The organism is Bartonella sp. AP1QHHD (genome assembly GCF_042196265.1).
In the GTDB taxonomy this organism is placed as follows: domain Bacteria; phylum Pseudomonadota; class Alphaproteobacteria; order Rhizobiales; family Rhizobiaceae; genus Bartonella.
The window spans coordinates 38,825-56,450 of record NZ_JBHIPW010000073.1; the positions used below are offsets into that span (position 1 = coordinate 38,825).

Annotated in this window: 12 protein-coding genes, 3 tRNA genes and 2 pseudogenes; 15 read left to right on the forward strand and 2 right to left on the reverse strand. The window is 37.4% G+C overall.

Annotated elements, in window-relative coordinates; all coding sequences use genetic code 11:
* Positions 1–2 precede the first annotated feature (2 nt).
* The 6 genes and pseudogenes from trkA (at position 3) to ACFIME_RS06905 (ending at position 7,551) form a co-directional block, all read left to right on the forward strand.
* Positions 3–1,379, forward strand: a complete 1,377-nt coding sequence (trkA, locus tag ACFIME_RS06880) for a Trk system potassium transporter TrkA (RefSeq protein WP_375611279.1) — start codon at positions 3–5, stop codon at positions 1,377–1,379.
* Positions 1,380–1,389: 10 nt separating this feature from the next.
* Positions 1,390–2,198 (forward strand): annotated as a pseudogene (locus tag ACFIME_RS06885) (hypothetical protein).
* 147 nt (positions 2,199–2,345) lie between these two features.
* A complete protein-coding gene (clpP, locus tag ACFIME_RS06890; RefSeq protein WP_375611281.1) occupies positions 2,346–2,978 on the forward strand; it encodes an ATP-dependent Clp endopeptidase proteolytic subunit ClpP in 633 nt (210 codons plus the stop codon).
* A 183-nt stretch (positions 2,979–3,161) separates the two neighbouring features.
* Positions 3,162–4,436, forward strand: a complete 1,275-nt coding sequence (gene clpX / locus ACFIME_RS06895) for an ATP-dependent Clp protease ATP-binding subunit ClpX (protein ID WP_273723371.1) — start codon at positions 3,162–3,164, stop codon at positions 4,434–4,436.
* A gap of 182 nt (positions 4,437–4,618) precedes the next feature.
* Entirely contained in the window at positions 4,619–7,045 is a 2,427-nt protein-coding gene (lon, locus tag ACFIME_RS06900) for an endopeptidase La (RefSeq protein ID WP_375617701.1), read from the forward strand.
* 227 nt (positions 7,046–7,272) lie between these two features.
* Positions 7,273–7,551 carry an HU family DNA-binding protein gene (locus tag ACFIME_RS06905; protein WP_375611283.1) on the forward strand — a complete coding sequence of 93 codons (279 nt, stop codon included), beginning with the start codon at positions 7,273–7,275 and terminating at the stop codon, positions 7,549–7,551.
* A gap of 1,059 nt (positions 7,552–8,610) precedes the next feature.
* Here the strand turns inward: ACFIME_RS06905 and trmFO are convergent.
* The gene (gene trmFO / locus ACFIME_RS06910) at positions 8,611–10,023 is read right to left on the reverse strand and encodes a methylenetetrahydrofolate--tRNA-(uracil(54)-C(5))-methyltransferase (FADH(2)-oxidizing) TrmFO (RefSeq protein ID WP_375633070.1); all 1,413 of its coding nucleotides are present in this window, start codon (positions 10,021–10,023) and stop codon (positions 8,611–8,613) included.
* A gap of 135 nt (positions 10,024–10,158) precedes the next feature.
* Between trmFO and ACFIME_RS06915 the strand changes: the two genes are divergently transcribed.
* From ACFIME_RS06915 to ACFIME_RS06940, 6 genes are all read left to right on the forward strand, one after another.
* Positions 10,159–10,241, forward strand: a tRNA-Leu gene (locus tag ACFIME_RS06915).
* A gap of 135 nt (positions 10,242–10,376) precedes the next feature.
* Positions 10,377–11,804 carry a trigger factor gene (gene tig / locus ACFIME_RS06920; RefSeq protein WP_375684701.1) on the forward strand — a complete coding sequence of 476 codons (1,428 nt, stop codon included), beginning with the start codon at positions 10,377–10,379 and terminating at the stop codon, positions 11,802–11,804.
* Positions 11,805–11,934: 130 nt separating this feature from the next.
* On the forward strand, positions 11,935–13,434 hold the full coding sequence (gatB, locus tag ACFIME_RS06925; protein ID WP_375633066.1) for an Asp-tRNA(Asn)/Glu-tRNA(Gln) amidotransferase subunit GatB: 1,500 nt from the start codon (positions 11,935–11,937) through the stop codon (positions 13,432–13,434).
* A gap of 181 nt (positions 13,435–13,615) precedes the next feature.
* On the forward strand, positions 13,616–14,014 hold the full coding sequence (locus ACFIME_RS06930; RefSeq protein ID WP_375612891.1) for an NADH:ubiquinone oxidoreductase subunit NDUFA12: 399 nt from the start codon (positions 13,616–13,618) through the stop codon (positions 14,012–14,014).
* An 89-nt stretch (positions 14,015–14,103) separates the two neighbouring features.
* Positions 14,104–14,529, forward strand: coding sequence for a DUF2155 domain-containing protein (locus ACFIME_RS06935; RefSeq protein ID WP_375684703.1), 426 nt, complete (start codon positions 14,104–14,106; stop codon positions 14,527–14,529).
* A gap of 882 nt (positions 14,530–15,411) precedes the next feature.
* Positions 15,412–16,143, forward strand: coding sequence for a rhomboid family intramembrane serine protease (locus tag ACFIME_RS06940; RefSeq protein WP_375633062.1), 732 nt, complete (start codon positions 15,412–15,414; stop codon positions 16,141–16,143).
* Here the strand turns inward: ACFIME_RS06940 and ACFIME_RS06945 are convergent.
* Positions 16,140–16,970, reverse strand: coding sequence for a TrmH family RNA methyltransferase (locus ACFIME_RS06945; protein ID WP_375684702.1), 831 nt, complete (start codon positions 16,968–16,970; stop codon positions 16,140–16,142). The two genes, ACFIME_RS06940 and ACFIME_RS06945, sit on opposite strands and share 4 nt — an antisense overlap.
* 205 nt (positions 16,971–17,175) lie before the next feature.
* Between ACFIME_RS06945 and ACFIME_RS06950 the strand changes: the two genes are divergently transcribed.
* The 3 genes and pseudogenes from ACFIME_RS06950 to ACFIME_RS06960 all read left to right on the forward strand — a co-directional run.
* Positions 17,176–17,259: transfer RNA gene (locus ACFIME_RS06950), tRNA-Tyr, on the forward strand.
* A gap of 31 nt (positions 17,260–17,290) precedes the next feature.
* Positions 17,291–17,364 (forward strand) — tRNA-Gly (locus ACFIME_RS06955).
* 182 nt (positions 17,365–17,546) lie between these two features.
* A pseudogene (locus ACFIME_RS06960) lies at positions 17,547–17,626 on the forward strand (elongation factor Tu); the annotation flags it as partial.

The following is a 17,626-nucleotide window of genomic DNA, read 5'->3' on the forward strand; positions in this document are numbered from 1 at the left end:
CGATGCGTATTATTATTTGTGGAGCAGGACAGGTTGGTTATGGGATAGCAGAGCGTCTTGCTGCTGAAAATCACGATGTTACTGTTATTGATATTGAAACGAGATTAATTGAAAAGATTCGCGATACATTGGATGTGAGAGGTTTTGTTGGTCACGGTTCACGGCCTGAAGTTCTTTTGGCTGCAGATGCAGACAAAGCTGATATGTTGATTGCTGTCACTTTGTTTGATGAAGTTAATATGGTAGCTTGCCAAGTAGCACATTCATTATTTAATGTGCCCACAAAAATTGCTCGTATTCGCTCACAATCTTATTTAGAACCACGTTATAAGACGCTTTTTTCCAGAGAGAATATTCCCATTGATGTGGTTATTTCGCCAGAAGTTGAAGTTGGGGAAATGGTTTTGCGCCGTATTGCTTTACCTGGTGCAATAGATGTTCTTTATTTTTGTAATGATGATATTGTGGCACTAGCTTTGGAATGCATGGAAGATTGTCCAGTTATTAATACACCTTTGCGTCAATTAACAGAGCTTTTTCCAGATCTTCATACGACGGTTACTGCTATTAAACGTGGCGCGGAATTATTGGTTGCACATTCAGAAACGCAATTACGCGTTGGTGATATAACCTATCTTGTTGTTTCTCGTGAACAGATGCGTCGTGCTGTTGGGCTTTTTGGTCATAAAGAACAAGATGCCCACCGCATGATTATTGCAGGGGGTGGTCACATTGGCCTTTATGTTGCACAGGCTATTGAAAAGCGTTTCCATAAATTAAAATTGAAGATTATAGAAGCGCATAGAGAAAGAGCCCTCACAATTGCTGATCAGCTTGAAAAAACAACAGTTTTATACGGTAACGTGTTAGATCCAGTGATTCTTCAAGATGCGGGAATTGATCAGTCCGATTTAATGATTACATTGACCAATCAAGATCAGGTTAATCTCTTAAGCGCTATTATTGCTAAAAGATTGGGCTGCAAAGCCAATATGGTATTGATTAATAATGTTGCCTATCAAGAATTTAGTCGTGCTGTTGGTGTGGATGCATATCTTAATCCCCATAGTGTTACAATATCGAGAATTTTGCAACAAATGCGCCGTGGGCGTATTCGTTCTGTTCATTCAGTTTTTAATGGCCGAGCAGAAATTATTGAAGCTGAAGTGATGCAAACATCTTCATTGGTTGGTAAGTCATTATCAGAGCTCAATTTATCAGATGGTTTGAGAATTGGTGCAATTTATCGCAATAAGACAATAATACAGCTTTCGGCAGATACGCGTATTTTGTCTGGTGATAGAATAGTGATTTTTGCTCTTGCTGATAGGGTTCGTGATGTTGAACAACTCTTTCGCGTAAGTTTAGAATATTTTTGATATATTATCTATGGATATTTGTACTTTTTGGTATAGTGGACAATTAAGATTGGTGGATAGGCTTTGTTTGTCCTCAATGGTTAAAACTGGACAGCGCGTTAAGCTTTTTAGTTATGATAAAAAAATAGATAATCTCCCTGCTGGTGTTGAGCTGCATGAAGCCGAATCAATTTTACCACGCTCAGCAATTTATCGCCTTGATCCCGATTTTTCTGATGATAAACTAGGGTGTACAATTGTTCAGTTCTCGGATTTTTTCGTGTTATGCTGATGAAATATCAACAAGGTGTTTGGTTAGATACAGATGTTTACCTTGTTAAACAATTTCATCCAGATGCGGATAAGGTTTGGTTGGCAAGAGAAAATAATACAAGAGTAGGCGTTTCTGCACTTTATTTTCCGCCCAATAACCCTATTATAAAAGTATTTGAGGATTATTGGGCTGGCACAGAAATTATTCCTCATTGGCTTGGGTTTAAGCGTCGTGTTTGGAGACCGTTCTGGTTAAAGAGGAAAAAAATGCCGATTTTACCGGGAAATCTTGGCGTTACAATATTTGGCAATGATGGTATTTCACGATTAGCAAAACGATATGGTTTCTTTCATGAAGCAAAGGAAAAGGAAACTTTTTATTATTGGACTGGGCGAAAAACTGAACGTATTTTTGAACCAGCTTTTGGTGTAAAGCCGCTTACAGATTCACGCTTGATAGGCTTTCATATTCACAGAAAGACAAAGACTACGAAAAGACCTCAGGAAGGAAGTTTTTACCATTGGGCGGTATCTCGCATTCCGGATGTTCATCATTTGTTTAGGTAGAGTTATTATTGCTATTTTAACTATTGAGATTTTAATCTATCTTATACAATCTCTTGATTGTAGCTTGCACAAGAGAGTAATGTTAACATATGGATAAAAACATTGAATGTGTAAAGAGCGGTTGTTATATGAACGGAAAGTAAAAATATGAGTGATCCAATGAAAACAGCATTAAGCCTTGTTCCTATGGTTATTGAACAAACCAATCGTGGTGAGCGGGCCTATGATATTTTTTCCCGTCTTTTAAAGGAGCGGATTATTTTTATTAATGGTCCTGTTGAAGATGGTATGGCAATGCTTGTTTGTGCACAATTGCTTTTCTTGGAAGCGGAAAATCCTAAAAAAGAAATTAGTCTTTATATTAATTCTCCAGGTGGAGTCGTAACATCTGGTATGGCTATTTATGATACTATGCAGTTTATTCGCCCTCCTGTTTCTACGCTTTGCATGGGGCAAGCGGCATCTATGGGGTCTTTATTGTTAACGGCTGGAGCAAAAGGTCATCGTTTTACATTGCCAAACGCACGTATTATGGTGCATCAACCATCTGGTGGTTTTCAAGGTCAAGCTTCAGATATTGAGCGACATGCGCAAGATATTATAAAGATGAAACGGCGTTTAAATGAAATTTATGTTCAACATACGAGTCAAGATTATGAGGTTATAGAGAGAACTCTCGATCGCGATCATTTTATGACAGCAGAAGAAGCCAAAGCGTTTGGCTTAGTTGATGATGTTATACAATACCGTGCAGAAACTGAAAAAGAAGAAAAAGATTAAGAATTTTTATAGAAAAAACAGCTACTTTAAATCAAAGAGTTTTATAAAAAATATCGCAAAATAAGAGAAACACCTAAAAGTATTGAGACATGCATGGTTTTCTATATGTCTTTTAGTTTTCATGATGAAAGGCTTCCTTTGAAAAGGCAAAGTGTTCATATATTGTGGTGAAAGGAAAGAAAAATGAGCAAAATTAGCAATAGCGGGAACGAATCAAAAAATACTCTCTATTGCTCGTTCTGCGGCAAGAGTCAGCATGAGGTGCGTAAGCTCATTGCGGGGCCTACTGTATTTATCTGTGATGAATGTGTAGAGCTTTGCATGGATATTATTCGGGAAGAAAATAAGTCTTCTGGGGTTAAGGTGCGTGATGGTGTTCCTACGCCACAGGAAATTATAACAGTTCTTGATGACTATGTTATTGGTCAGCAGCATGCAAAGCGTGTTCTTTCTGTTGCTGTTCATAATCATTATAAACGGTTGGCGCATCAGTCTAAAAGCAATGATATTGAGTTGGCTAAATCAAATATTCTTCTTGTTGGTCCAACGGGTTGTGGTAAAACTTATCTTGCACAAACATTAGCACGTATTATTGATGTGCCTTTTACGATGGCGGATGCGACCACTTTGACTGAAGCGGGTTATGTGGGAGAAGATGTTGAAAATATTATTTTGAAGCTTCTTCAAGCAGCAGATTATAATGTTGAACGTGCGCAGCGTGGTATTGTTTATATTGATGAGGTTGATAAGATTTCTCGTAAAGCAGACAATCCTTCTATTACAAGAGATGTTTCGGGGGAAGGAGTTCAGCAAGCGTTATTAAAAATTATGGAAGGAACGATTGCTTCTGTTCCTCCTCAAGGTGGACGTAAGCATCCGCAACAAGAGTTTCTTCAGGTTGACACCACAAACATCTTATTCATTTGTGGGGGAGCTTTTGCAGGTTTAGAACGGATTATTTCAGGGCGTGGTGAAAAAACTTCTATTGGTTTTTCTGCGACTGTTAAGGCTCCGGATGAGCGTTGTGTCGGTGAAATTTTTCGTGATTTAGAGCCTGAAGATCTTATTAAATTTGGTTTAATACCAGAATTTATTGGGCGCCTTCCTATAGTCGCTACCTTAGAGGATTTAGATGTTAACGCCCTCATGCAAATTTTATCCCAACCTAAAAATGCGTTAGTAAAGCAATATCAGCGTCTTTTTGAAATGGAGAATGTCGAGTTAGCATTTCATGAAGATGCTTTACGTGTTATTGCAAAGAAAGCAATTGAACGTAAAACTGGTGCTCGTGGTTTACGTTCTATTATGGAGAAGATCCTTCTTGAGACGATGTTTGAGCTACCGGCTCTTGAAGGCGTTCAAAAAGTGGTTATTTCGAGTGATGTCGTTGATGGTAAAGCGCGTCCTCTTTATATTTACTCAGAACGTGCAGAAGATAAAGAAAATGTATCAGCATGACATTGTGCGATGCCAATATAAAAGGTGGTAATGAACGGTATTTGATAGGTGTTTCTAATAATATCATTATAATGCTTGATTTATGTATGAGTAATTACCACTTCATGTACAGTGAAGAGCTGAGATTTTCTAAAGGTGGGCTAATTGTTGTAGATAGCTCATAGGCTCCAGAAAGGAGAGTTATGCAATATATTGATGAAAAGACAGATGAAGTAAGAGATGGGGTTTATGCTGTTTTACCTCTTCGTGATATTGTTGTCTTCCCCCATATGATTGTTCCACTTTTTGTGGGCCGCGAAAAATCAATTCGTGCTCTTGAAGAAACGATGGCGGTTGATAAGCAAATACTATTGGTGACACAAAAAAATGCTTCTGATGACGATCCAAAATCAGAGGATATTTATCATATTGGTACATTTGCTAATATTCTTCAACTTTTAAAGCTTCCTGATGGTACTGTAAAGGTTTTAGTCGAAGGAACTGCACGTGCAAAAATTAGTCAATTTGCTTTAAGTGAAGGTTATCATCAGGCTTTTGCAACTGTTACAGAAGAACCTAGAGAGAGTGATGTTGAGATTGAAGCTCTTTCAAGGTCAGTGATTGCTTATTTTGAAAACTATGTAAAGCTTAATAAAAAAATCTCTCCTGAAGTTGTGAATGCGATTGGCCAGCTTGATAATCCTTCTAAGCTTGCCGATACGATTGCTTCTCATTTGATGATTAAACTTGCAGAAAAACAGGAAATATTAGAGCTCTTACCTGTGCGGTCCCGTCTTGAACGTGTTTTGTCCTTCATGGAAGGAGAAATTTCTGTTTTGCAGGTTGAAAAACGTATTCGTTCGCATGTTAAACGGCAAATGGAAAAAAACCAACGAGAATATTATCTCAATGAGCAGATGAAGGCTATTCAAAAAGAGTTAGGAGCAGGTGATGATAGCCGAGATGAACTCTCTGAATTAGAAGAACGTATCAAGAATACAAAACTATCCAAGGAAGCACAGGAGAAAGCTGGAGCAGAATTGAGAAAATTACGGAATATGTCTCCTATGTCTGCAGAAGCGACAGTTGTACGTAACTATCTTGATTGGTTATTAGCAATGCCTTGGGGTAAAAAATCTAAGATTAAAAACAATTTAGATTTTGCTGAAAAGGTCATGAATAATGAACATTTTGGTCTTGAAAAAGTTAAGGAGCGAATTATTGAATATTTGGCCGTACAAAGTCGCGCGTCAAAGATAAAAGGTCCCATTATTTGTTTGTTAGGTCCTCCAGGTGTAGGGAAAACATCATTAGCGCGCTCTATTGCAAAGGCAACGGGACGTGAGTATGTTCGTATCTCATTGGGAGGTGTCCGAGATGAAGCAGAAATTCGTGGACATCGCCGAACATATATTGGCTCGATGCCTGGAAAAATTATTCAGTCTATGAAAAAAGCAAAAAAATCTAATCCGCTTTTCTTGCTTGATGAAATTGATAAAATGGGCCAAGATTTTCGTGGTGATCCTTCATCCGCTTTATTAGAAGTTCTTGATCCTGAACAAAATGGTACATTCATTGATCACTATTTGGAAGTTGAATATGATCTTTCTGATGTCATGTTTATCACAACTGCCAATACGCTTAATATTCCAGGTCCGTTAATGGATCGTATGGAAATTATTCGTATCGCTGGTTATACTGAATGTGAGAAAATGGAAATTGTTAAACAGCATCTTTTACCAAAGGCACTAAAAGATCACTGTTTATCTAAAAAAGAACTCAGTATTTCTGATGGAGCACTAAGGTCAATTATTCAGTTTTATACACGTGAGGCAGGCGTTCGTAACCTTGAACGTGAACTCATGAAAATTTCCCGCAAATCCGTTACAAAAATTCTCAAAACACATCAAAAATCTGTAAAAGTTACAGAAAGTAATATTCATGATTTCTTGGGTGTTAAACGTTATCATTACAATCAGATTGAAGGAGAAAATCAAATTGGTGTTGTAACAGGTCTTGCGTGGACAGAAGTCGGTGGAGAGTTATTGACCATTGAAGGAGTTATGATGCCCGGCAAAGGGAAGATGACTGTAACTGGAAATTTACGTGATATTATGAAAGAGTCCATTTCAGCGGCAGCATCTTATGTACGTTCTCGTGCTGTTGATTTTGGTATTGAACCTCCACTTTTTGAAAAACGCGATATCCATGTTCATGTTCCAGAGGGTGCGACACCAAAAGATGGCCCATCGGCTGGGATTGCAATGGTGACAGCAATTGTTTCGGTTCTTACAGGAGTAGCTGTGCATAAAGATATTGCAATGACTGGTGAAATTACTTTACGTGGACGCGTTTTACCCATTGGTGGATTAAAAGAAAAACTCTTAGCAGCTCTTCGAGGAGGGATAAAAAAAGTACTTATTCCTGAAGAAAATGCAAAAGATTTGGTTGATATTCCTGATGATGTCAAAAATAATATGGAAATTATTCCGGTAAATCATGTGAGTGAAGTTTTGAAACACGCTTTGGTTCGTTTTCCAGACACTATTGAATGGAAAGAACCCTCTACAGGGGCTGTGCCAATCCGGTCAGAGAGCAGTGATAGTGAAGGAATACAGATTGCGCACTGATTCACTTATCTCATTTATAACGGCATTTTTTAGGTGGTAGAAGGTGTTGTTGAGGTTATTATTCTGTTTTTTGTTGGAAAAAGTGAAAAATTCCGTGAATAACTGTGATTATTGCTAAAAAAACAATGTTTTGGATAAAAATAAGACTTCTGTTTGCTGTACTTTTCAATAAACTGACCAAACATGATTAAGTCATGTTCAGGTAATATAGGGAAAGGAAATATTTTATGAATAAAAGTGAATTCGTTAGCTCCGTTGCTGAAAAGGCAGGTGTTTCGAAAGCGCAAGCTGGTGCTGTTGTTGATGCTTTTATGGCTTCTGTAACAGAAGCTTTGGCTTCAGGGGGAGATGTTCGTCTTCCAGGTTTTGGCACTTTTGAAGTTTCTCATCGTGCTGCAACAAAGGGGCGTAATCCTTCAACTGGTGCTGAAATCGATATTCCAGCACGTTCTGTACCCAAATTTTCTGCAGGAAAAAGCCTTAAAGAAGCAGTTAATAAAAAATAATTTAAGCTACATTAAAAAAACCCGATTTATTTATAAGCGGGTTTTTTTTTAACACATGTGTTATGCTTGTTTTTCACATAAAACTTTGAGATCCTTGCGATATTTTTTATTTTCATGTATTGGTGGAAATATATTGTTTTAGTCTTTTCAATAAAATATTGCACTGTATTAATTGAGCGCGGGTATGGCTTATAAAATGTAATATTAACTTTTATTACGCTGAAGTGTTACGGTATTTATTTCAAAACAAGATCCGTAAATAATATGAAGCGGAAAACTCTGTAAAGTCCATAAAAGTTATTATATATCACCATTTACGCTTAATAAAAGCGCATGTTGGTGCCACCGTGCTATCTATTTTTCTCAGTTCCTATAATGTTGCGACTAGCCCCAGATATCTGAGACGAGTGCATAAGGGATAGTTTTATTCTTTTACTCTTATACGCCAACCTTTCTTGTGACGCACCAAGAGGATAATTTTTATTGATTTATTAGAGAGTCTTAAATGAAAGAATCTTATGATATTCAGATTTGGTTTTTAATATTGGGATTTTTCTTGGCATTTGAGAGGGGAGAGATAGCTCCAGCTCTATCCTACAAATATTTTTTCCATATCTTTATTTCACTTGTGATATGCAAGCGAGTATTTTTCCTTCATCATACAAGAGTTAAAATGAGAGAACATCACAAATTTTGAGGGAGGAAGTTACAAAACAGAAAAATTACTCTTATAAAATAATATACATTACGTAATATAAAAACTATTAATAAAGATAGTACAGTATTACTTGTGTATTTTCCATTTATTTATTTTGATTATTCATAATATATTTATATAATTATTTTGTATTTAGTCATTAAATCATATTAAATTGTTGATAGCGGTAAAGTTTTTTATAGCCAAAAGTTATTTTACAGCATCTACATAATTGAATAAATGATGAAACGTAGGGTAGTATTTATTGATTGGGGGAGACAGTCTTTAAAAGGCTTTAGAATGATTTTTTCACGAGAGTCATAAAGATCTATTCAGTAGGAGAGAGGCGAATCGTGTGTTTTTTATAAACAGGAGCTCTTTGATTCTTTATTTGCTAACCACTGAGTACAATCATTGAGAGCTCTCGCTGTTATGGCTTGTTTTTTTACTAATTTTTTTTCTTTACTTGGTAAGCGTTTTCCTGAATGTTTAATAGAAGCAATAGGCGGAAAGAGTCCGAAATTGATATTCATTGGCTGAAAAGATTGTGTTTCTGCTTTTTCATCTATGATGTGTCCCCCTGTAATATGATTCAAAAGGGCTCCGAATGCTGTAGTTTGTGGGGGTAGGCAAGGGGAAATATGATGATATTCGGCAGCAGCAAAACGTCCAGCAAGAAGCCCTATTGCCGCTGATTCTACATAACCTTCACATCCGGTAATTTGCCCTGCAAAGCGTAGTTGTTTTTTTTGTTTTAAACGAAGGGTTTGATCAAGAATAATTGGCGAGTTGAGGTAGGTATTGCGGTGAAGACCACCAAGACGCGCAAACTCTGCTTTTTCAAGACCTGGAATCATTCTAAAAATACGAATTTGTTCACCATATTTCAGTTTTGTTTGAAAGCCGACCATATTATAAAGCGTTCCAAGTTTATTATCTTGGCGTAATTGAACGACAGCATAGGGTTTAACTGTAGGGTTATGGGCATTAGTTAAGCCCATAGGTTTCATAGGACCATGTCTTAACGTTTCAAGTCCGCGCTCAGCCATAATTTCAATGGGGAGGCATCCATCAAAATAGGGCGTTTTTTCAAAGTCACGAAACTCTGTTTTTTCAGCATTTTTTAACTCTTCAACGAATGTTTCATATTGTTCTTTGTTGAGGGGACAATTAAGATAATCTTTTCCTGTTCCCTCAGGACCAATTTTATCATAGCGAGACTGATACCAACAAATGTTGATATCAATACTGTCGGTATGGATAATAGGCGCAATTGCATCAAAAAAAGAAAGAGCTTTTATACCGGTTATTGCTTGTAATTTTTGAGCAAGTGCAGGCGATGTAAGGGGGCCTGTTGCAATGACAACATGTTTCCAAGCTTTAGGAATTTCTTGAACTTCTTCACGTTTGATTGTTATAAGAGGGTGATTTTCAAGTGCTGTCGTAACGGTTTTTGAAAATCCATCACGGTCAACAGCAAGAGCACTACCTGCGGGAACTTTGTTGGCATCAGCAGCTTTCATAATTAACGATTTTGCTAATCGCATTTCAGCATGTAAAAGCCCTACGGCATTGGTTAATGAATCATCGCAACGAAACGAATTTGAACAAACCAGTTCTGCCAATTTATCGGTTTTATGGGCATCTGATTTTTTTTCGGGTCGCATTTCATGCAAAACAACAGAAATTCCTGACTGAGCGATTTGCCAGCTTGCTTCACACCCCGCAAGACCGCCACCGATGATATGAATTGGGATATCAAATGTCTTTAACATAATTGACTTTTAGCGTAAGCAGTTATGTATGAAAAGCATAGATTTTGTTTTTTTTTAATATATTTGTTTGCTTTTTTTCTGTAATTAATGGTATAGAAACGCCGCTTGTATAAGGTTATTAGCTTGTAAGTTTGAGCGGATGTGGCGAAATTGGTAGACGCACCAGATTTAGGTTCTGGCGGGAGACCGTGGGGGTTCGAGTCCCTCCATCCGCACCAAAGCAATCCCTTAAGTGCTACGGATTTCTACGTGTCTGAAATTCCGCTTCATGGTAAATGTAACACTCGAAGTGTTAGAATGTAATGATTATTAGAGTGGGTTGATCCCTCTCCTTAGAAAAATGAAGGTGTTTAATGCAGGTTACCGAGACGCTTAATGAAGGACTGAAGCGCGAAATTAAGATCGTGGTTCCAGCGAAAGATTTAGAAGAAAAGTTGAATGAACGATTGGATGATACCAAGGGAAAAATCAAGCTTAATGGTTTTCGTCCCGGTAAAGTGCCTAGTGGGCATTTGCGAAAAATGTATGGTAAATCCTTTATGGCTGAGATTCTCAATGAGATACTCAGTGATGCACCCCGTTCTATTTTAGCAGACCGCAATGAACGTGCAGCGATGCAGCCAAAAATTGATATAGATGAAGATGAAAAAATTCTAGATGGCAAAGCTGATTTTACTTTTAGTTTAAAGTATGAAGTTTTACCAAAAATTGACATTAAAGATTTTGAACATATTAAGGTTATCCGTGAAATTGCAACTATTCCTGAACAGGATATTGATGATCAAGTCAATCGCGTCCTTTCTTCTACGCGTAATTATTCCCTAAAAGAGGGGAATTCTGAAGAAGGTGATCGTATTACTATAGATTATCAAGGTAAGCTTGAAGGCGTTCCATTTGAAGGTGGGGCAGATAGTGATGCACAACTGATTCTTGGGTCAAAACAATTTATTCCTGGTTTTGAAGAGCAATTGGTTGGTGTGAAAGCTGGGGATGTAAAAACGATTTTTGTTAAATTTCCTGATAATTACAGTGCGGCACATTTGGCGGGACGGGAAGCAGAGTTTGACATTACTGTCAAAGCTGTCTTTAAACCAGATGAATTAAAAATTGATGATGAAGCAGCGCAAAAAGTTGGTTTAGAGTCTCTAGATCGCTTACGTGAGGTCGTTCGTGGGCAGATTGAAAGCCAATATGGTTCAGTGACACGTCAAAAAGTTAAGCGTCAAATTCTTGATGCTTTAGATGCTGATTATAATTTTGAGATTCCTGAAGAACTTTTAGAGGTTGAGTTTAACAATATATGGGCTCAGGTTAATGATGATTTGAAAAAGGCTGGGCGCAGTTTTGAAGATGAAGGTATTACAGAAGAAAAGGCACGGGAGGAATATCGTGTCCTTGCGCAGCGTCGTGTTCGTCTTGGTTTGGTGCTTTCTGAAATTGGAATGAAGGTTGGTGTTAAAGTTAGTGAAGATGAGCTAAAAGCAGCCGTTTTTGATCAGGTTCGCCAGTATCCTGGACAAGAGAAAGAGATTATGGATTTTTTCCGTAAGACTCCGGAAGCTGTTGAAAATCTACGTGCTCCGATTTTTGAAGAAAAGGTCATTGATCATTTATTAGCACAGATAAAAGTCACAGATAAAGAAGTGACGGTTGAAGAGTTGATGAAAGAATATGACGAATCAGATGTCCCTGAAGAAAAGCCGGCAAAGAAAAAGTCTGCAGTGAAAGAAACGTCTACAGAGAAAAAACCAGCTAAGAAAAAGGCTCCTAAAAAAGCTTAATATTTATGCAAACAACACAAGCCCGATAAAATCGGGCTTGTGTTGTAAGATTTATATCCTAGGATTGCACTGAGAGAATGGTTTTAGATAAGCCATGAGTGAATTTTAAAATATTGGTAGTGGATTGGCAATGAGCATCATTGATACGCGTACTCCTGATTCTAAGCGTTTTATTTCTGGAGTTACAGGTGATTGGGAAGTCATCATTGGCATGGAAGTTCATGCGCAAATCATATCAAATTCGAAACTTTTTTCAGGAGCATCAACCAAATTTGGTGCAGAGCCGAACAATCATGTATCACTTATTGATGCAGCCATGCCAGGTATGTTGCCTGTTCTTAATCAAGAATGTGTTCGTCAAGCGGTTCGAATGGGGTTAGGATTAAAGGCGCATATTAATTTAAAATCTGTTTTTGATCGCAAAAACTATTTTTATCCAGATTTACCGCAGGGGTATCAGATTTCTCAATTTCGCTATCCCATTGTAGGAGAGGGAAAGATTATTATATCTGTTGGTCCGGATTCGAATGGACAATTTGAGGATATTGAAGTGGGAATTGAGAGGTTGCATCTTGAACAGGATGCTGGAAAATCGATGCACGATCAACATCCAACAATGTCTTTTGTAGATCTGAATCGTTCTGGTGTTGCTCTTATGGAAATTGTTTCCAAGCCTGATATGCGCTCATCAGATGAAGCCAAAGCCTATATGACAAAATTGCGTACGATTGTTCGTTATTTGGGCACTTGCGATGGCAATATGGATGAAGGTTCTATGCGTGCAGATGTCAATGTATCTGTTCGTCGTCCTGGTGAAGATTTTGGAACGCGCTGTGAAATTAAAAACGTTAATTCTATTCGCTTTATTGGTCAAGCAATTGAATATGAAGCGCGTCGTCAGATTGCAATTTTAGAAGATGGAGGCGTCATAGATCAAGAGACTCGGCTTTTTGATGCCGCTAAAGGTGAAACGCGCTCTATGCGCTCAAAGGAAGAAGCGCATGACTATCGTTATTTTCCTGATCCTGATCTTTTACCGTTAGAATTTGATCAAGCATTTGTGGATGCTTTGGCAGCAGACTTACCAGAGTTGCCTGACGCTATAAAAGCACGTTTTGTTAAAGAAATGGGATTGACAGTGTATGATGCTTCCATTCTTGTGACAGAAAAGGCTATTGCTGATTATTTTGAAGAAGTAGCGCGTGGGCGTGATGGAAAAATAGTTGCCAATTGGGTGATTAACGACCTTTTAGGGGCTTTAAATAAAGATAATCGTGAGATTGAAGAGTCACCAGTATCGCCAAATCAATTGGGAAGCATTATTGATCTTATAAAAGAAGGAGTTATTTCTGGAAAAATTGCCAAAGATCTTTTTGAGATTATTTGGAATGAGGGGGGAGATGCACGCCAAATTGTAGAAGAACGAAATATGAAGCAGGTAACGGATACAAAGGCTATTGAAAGAGCTGTTGATGAGATCGTTGCCAATAATTCTGATAAAGTTGCGCAAGCAAAGCACAAACCTGCTTTAGCTGGTTGGTTTGTTGGACAGGTAATGAAAGCAACAGGTGGTAAGGCAAATCCCCAAGCTGTTAATGAATTGGTTAAGATGAAACTTGGCATAGATTAAATTTTATGGGGTGGAGAAGAAGCCATACATATGATATCTTCTTGAAATTAAAGGATAGTACGTTAACCTATCAATTGGAATTGTAGTTGAATTTACTAGTAACTTTTTCGATAATTTCAATCGTTAATAATTTTATTCCAACGATTAATTTCATGAACGCACTAAATGAATGGAATAGCAGATGGCTCGTTTTTTTAAGCAAATCTTCACATGGTGGAATGGCAATACCATTGGTACGCGTTTTTTCACATGGCGCAAAGGTAAGCGGATAGGGGAAGATCAATTTGGAAATATATATTATGAAGGAGGACTTCATAAGGATGGTTATCCGCACCGTTGGGTTATCTATAAAGACTATTCTGAGGCCTCTACTATTCCACCAGGTTGGCACGGCTGGATTCATCATCGCTGTGAGTGTCCACCAACACAAGAGGATTATCATCCTTATGAATGGGAAAAGCCTCATGTTGCAAATATGACAGGAACAAGTGAGGGCTATCGACCAAAGGGGGCTATCACCTCCAATGGAGAGCGTTCTTGTGTGCATGAAGATTATGATGCGTGGTCACCTAAAAAATAACATGTTTTAATGTGCGTGTGTATTTTTGTCTTATTTGACTCTATGTTATGAAAAGAATTATTTTTTAAGGTGCGATTGATTTTGATATGATGAAATTTTTTTTATTGTTAGGGGTGAGGCATTTTTTTTATATTTTTTTTATGGGAATTTTAGTGTTTTTATCCTTAAATAATGGGGTGCGGGCTGAGCGTATTAGCAATGGAATTGCTGTTTTTGCAGGTCTTGACAAAATCACGGGACGGACTACACGTTTTGAAGTTACTCTTGGTAAAATTTATCAGTACGGCGCATTACAGGTAACACCACGTGCGTGTTATACGAGCTCTAAAGATGAACCCACGCGTACAACTGGTTTTATTGAAGTCAATGAAGTAACATTAGATAAAAAAATACGGCGTATTTTTACAGGATGGATGTTTGCAGATAGTCCTGGTTTGAACGCTGTTGAGCATCCTATTTATGATGTGTGGTTAAAAGATTGCAAACAGAATTCTCAAGATCGTCCTCTTCAATAATTAGTGTGTTATCTATTTATAATTCATTGGTTTATAATGGTCCTTTATCATTTTGCAACTTAATAGGAAGGTTCAAATTCCTATGATTGCCTCATTTAAATTTTTTATATTGAATTAATCCGGACTATTCTCTTGCACGTTACAAGTGGCGGATGTATCAATAAGACTGTCTAAGAAAGGAATAAAAAATTCCGTCATGAACTGTTTAAATTCAAAGATGCATCATTAGAATCAACATATTTTTTCAGTGCTTCATAAGAGACAGTTCTTGAATTATATCTGTTAAAGGTTGAAATGAAAGGCTTGTTTATATTTGTTAAAGAGATGAACTGACGCTTTTGCATGTATGAAGGAAACAGACTATCAAGTAAGTAATTCATCATGAAACACCAATTAGTATATCTAGAGAACGCTGTATTGGTATTTTTTCTCATAGAGATGTCGTTTTTCGTTCAAAGCGTAGAAGCAATGCAGGACATATTAATGGAAAAATTGAGATTTAAGATTCTTTAAAGTTTATCAATCGAAGTATAGCTTGGTTAAAGAATGCAATAATCAATATATTTCTAGTAAGAAAATAATGTTTATATATTTTTATTATACACCACCTCATAAGTGAGTTTGTCTATTCGTAAATTCTTGTATATTGCATGGTAACTTCACATTTAAGTAAGCAGGATACCGCTAAGTTTGTAAATCATATTCTTGATATCCATGCTTTTTAAAATCTTTTGTATAAAATACACGTGTTTTCATGTAGAGCTATTGAAAATTTAAAAAAGGCTTCGAAGAGGCGTTGAGAAGATTCTGCATCACTGGGAATGGTATATTTATTTTGTATAAAGAATACCCCATTTTCTAAAAAATACGAGATTTTATACAATGAAAGTTTCTAGTCACCAACATAATGATGTTTCCCGATTGCCGAAACAACCTAAAGAACCCTTATTGAATGTTCCATTTATTATAGTTGTTTTGATAGCATTTTGTTTTTGTCTTTATTGCATTTCTCAGTATTTTTTTTCTCATCAGGTTTATGTTGAAAGCCTTGAGTTTTTTTCATTTATACCAGCATTGTTTAAGAGGGATCCTGTAGCATTTTGTTATACCATGGTGAGTTATTCATTTATGCATAGTAGTTTTAAACATGTTGCTCTTAATATGGTTTGGCTTTTGGTTTTCGGCTCCCCTTTAGCAAGGCATTTTGGTGTTTTACGTTTTTTAATTTTTTGGGTGTTAACGGCAGTTATTTCTGTTTTGACTTATTTTACATTTCATCAAGAAAGTACCATATCACTTATTGGGGCGTCAGGTGCCGTATCTGGAATGATGGGGGCTATTGCACGTTACGGTTTTCCTAGTGGTAATCTAGCTGTCAATGTGCAGAACGAAAAACTTTTGGGATCTTTATTATCTGTCAAAAAAGCTCTGTGTTCTAAGGGGGTTCTTGTTTATATGAGTGTATGGCTGACGACTGATTTGATCATAGGTATTTCTTCTATTTTGTTTGAAGAAAATGGCATCTCAATAGCATGGGAAGCTCATATTGGCGGGTTTTTTGCGGGTTTTTTGTTGGTTGGTTTTTTTGATGTTTCACAAAAAATTAAAAACTAGAATCTAAGATATTGATGTGCCACATAAAGAGCTATTGTTGCTGCATTTGAAACATTTAATGATTTAATATTTCCAGGCATGTCAAGGCGTGTTAAAGCGCAAACGGTTTCGCGTGTTTTTTTACGTAAACCTTTACCTTCTGCTCCTAAAACAAGAGCAATTTTATTCCCTGTTAATGCTGTTTCTAGAGGTTGGTCACCTTCTGAATCGAGACCAAAGCTTGTAAAACCTGTTTGATGAAGTTCTTGAAGAGCTTCAGCAAGGTTTCGTACGGTAATATAATGAATCATTTCCAGAGCTCCAGATGCCGCTTTCGCAAGAACACCGCTTTCGTGGGGAGAGTGACGGCAAGTTGTAATAAGTGCTTTAGCTTTCAATGCAACTGCAGAGCGCATAATAGCACCAACATTATGTGGATCGGTAATTTGATCCATGACAATGACCAGATCAGTATTGGTTAGTTGCGACAGTTTGCATGGTTTGAGGGGGAGAGTTTCCAAAACAATACCTTGATGAACAGCCTCACTTCCAACAAGCGAATCAAGATATTTGGGGGTGCATAATGTAACAGAGCAAGGATAATCTGATTCGGATATATTTAATCGTTTTAAGGCATTTTGTGTAACGTAAAGACATTTTAAAATTCTTTTTGGGTTTTCTAAAGCAGCCTGAACAGAATGAATGCCATAAAGATGGATGATCTCTTGCTGTAAAGAAGCAGCTTTCTTCTTTGGGTGTGTAAAAGATCGAGAAGGAGAGCCTTTTGTATCGCGATATCGGCGACGCAAACGAGCATAATGAGAATTTTGTGATGTTTTTTTTTTCATAGCTTCTTTATAACGTGTTAATAAGAAAAATAGAGAGAAAAAATCTATAATTTAAAATTATGAGCAGGAAATTTGTACAGAATTGTATTTATTCTGTTGACAGATACAATAGTAATCGTCATAACCACTTCGCAATCAGATTGAATTGAATGGGTATTCAAGATGGTTGTCGTGATGTCTCATTGCGCGACTTTATCGGTGTAATGGAGGGGTGCCCGAGTGGTTAAAGGGGGCGGACTGTAAATCCGTTGCGTATGCTACGTTGGTTCGAATCCAACCCCCTCCACCATTCATCGAAGGAGAGTTAGTACGTGGGTCATGCGGGTATAGCTCAATGGTAGAGCAGCAGCCTTCCAAGCTGAATATGCGGGTTCGATTCCCGCTACCCGCTCCAAATGGTTGTTGATGATTGGGCAAATAGGTATGATGGAGGATATTCCATTTATAGATTTGGTGGGGTTTTCCGTCTAAGAGTTGTGGTGATTGGGCTGTTTACAGTCTGGTCAGACTTAAGTTTTGCAGAACTGTCCCTAGGTGCTAATAAAAATTAGGGAATAAAACAAGAGATTAATAGCAATGGCGAAGAGCAAGTTTGAACGAACAAAACCGCATGTTAATATTGGTACGATTGGTCACGTTGATCATGGGAAGACCTC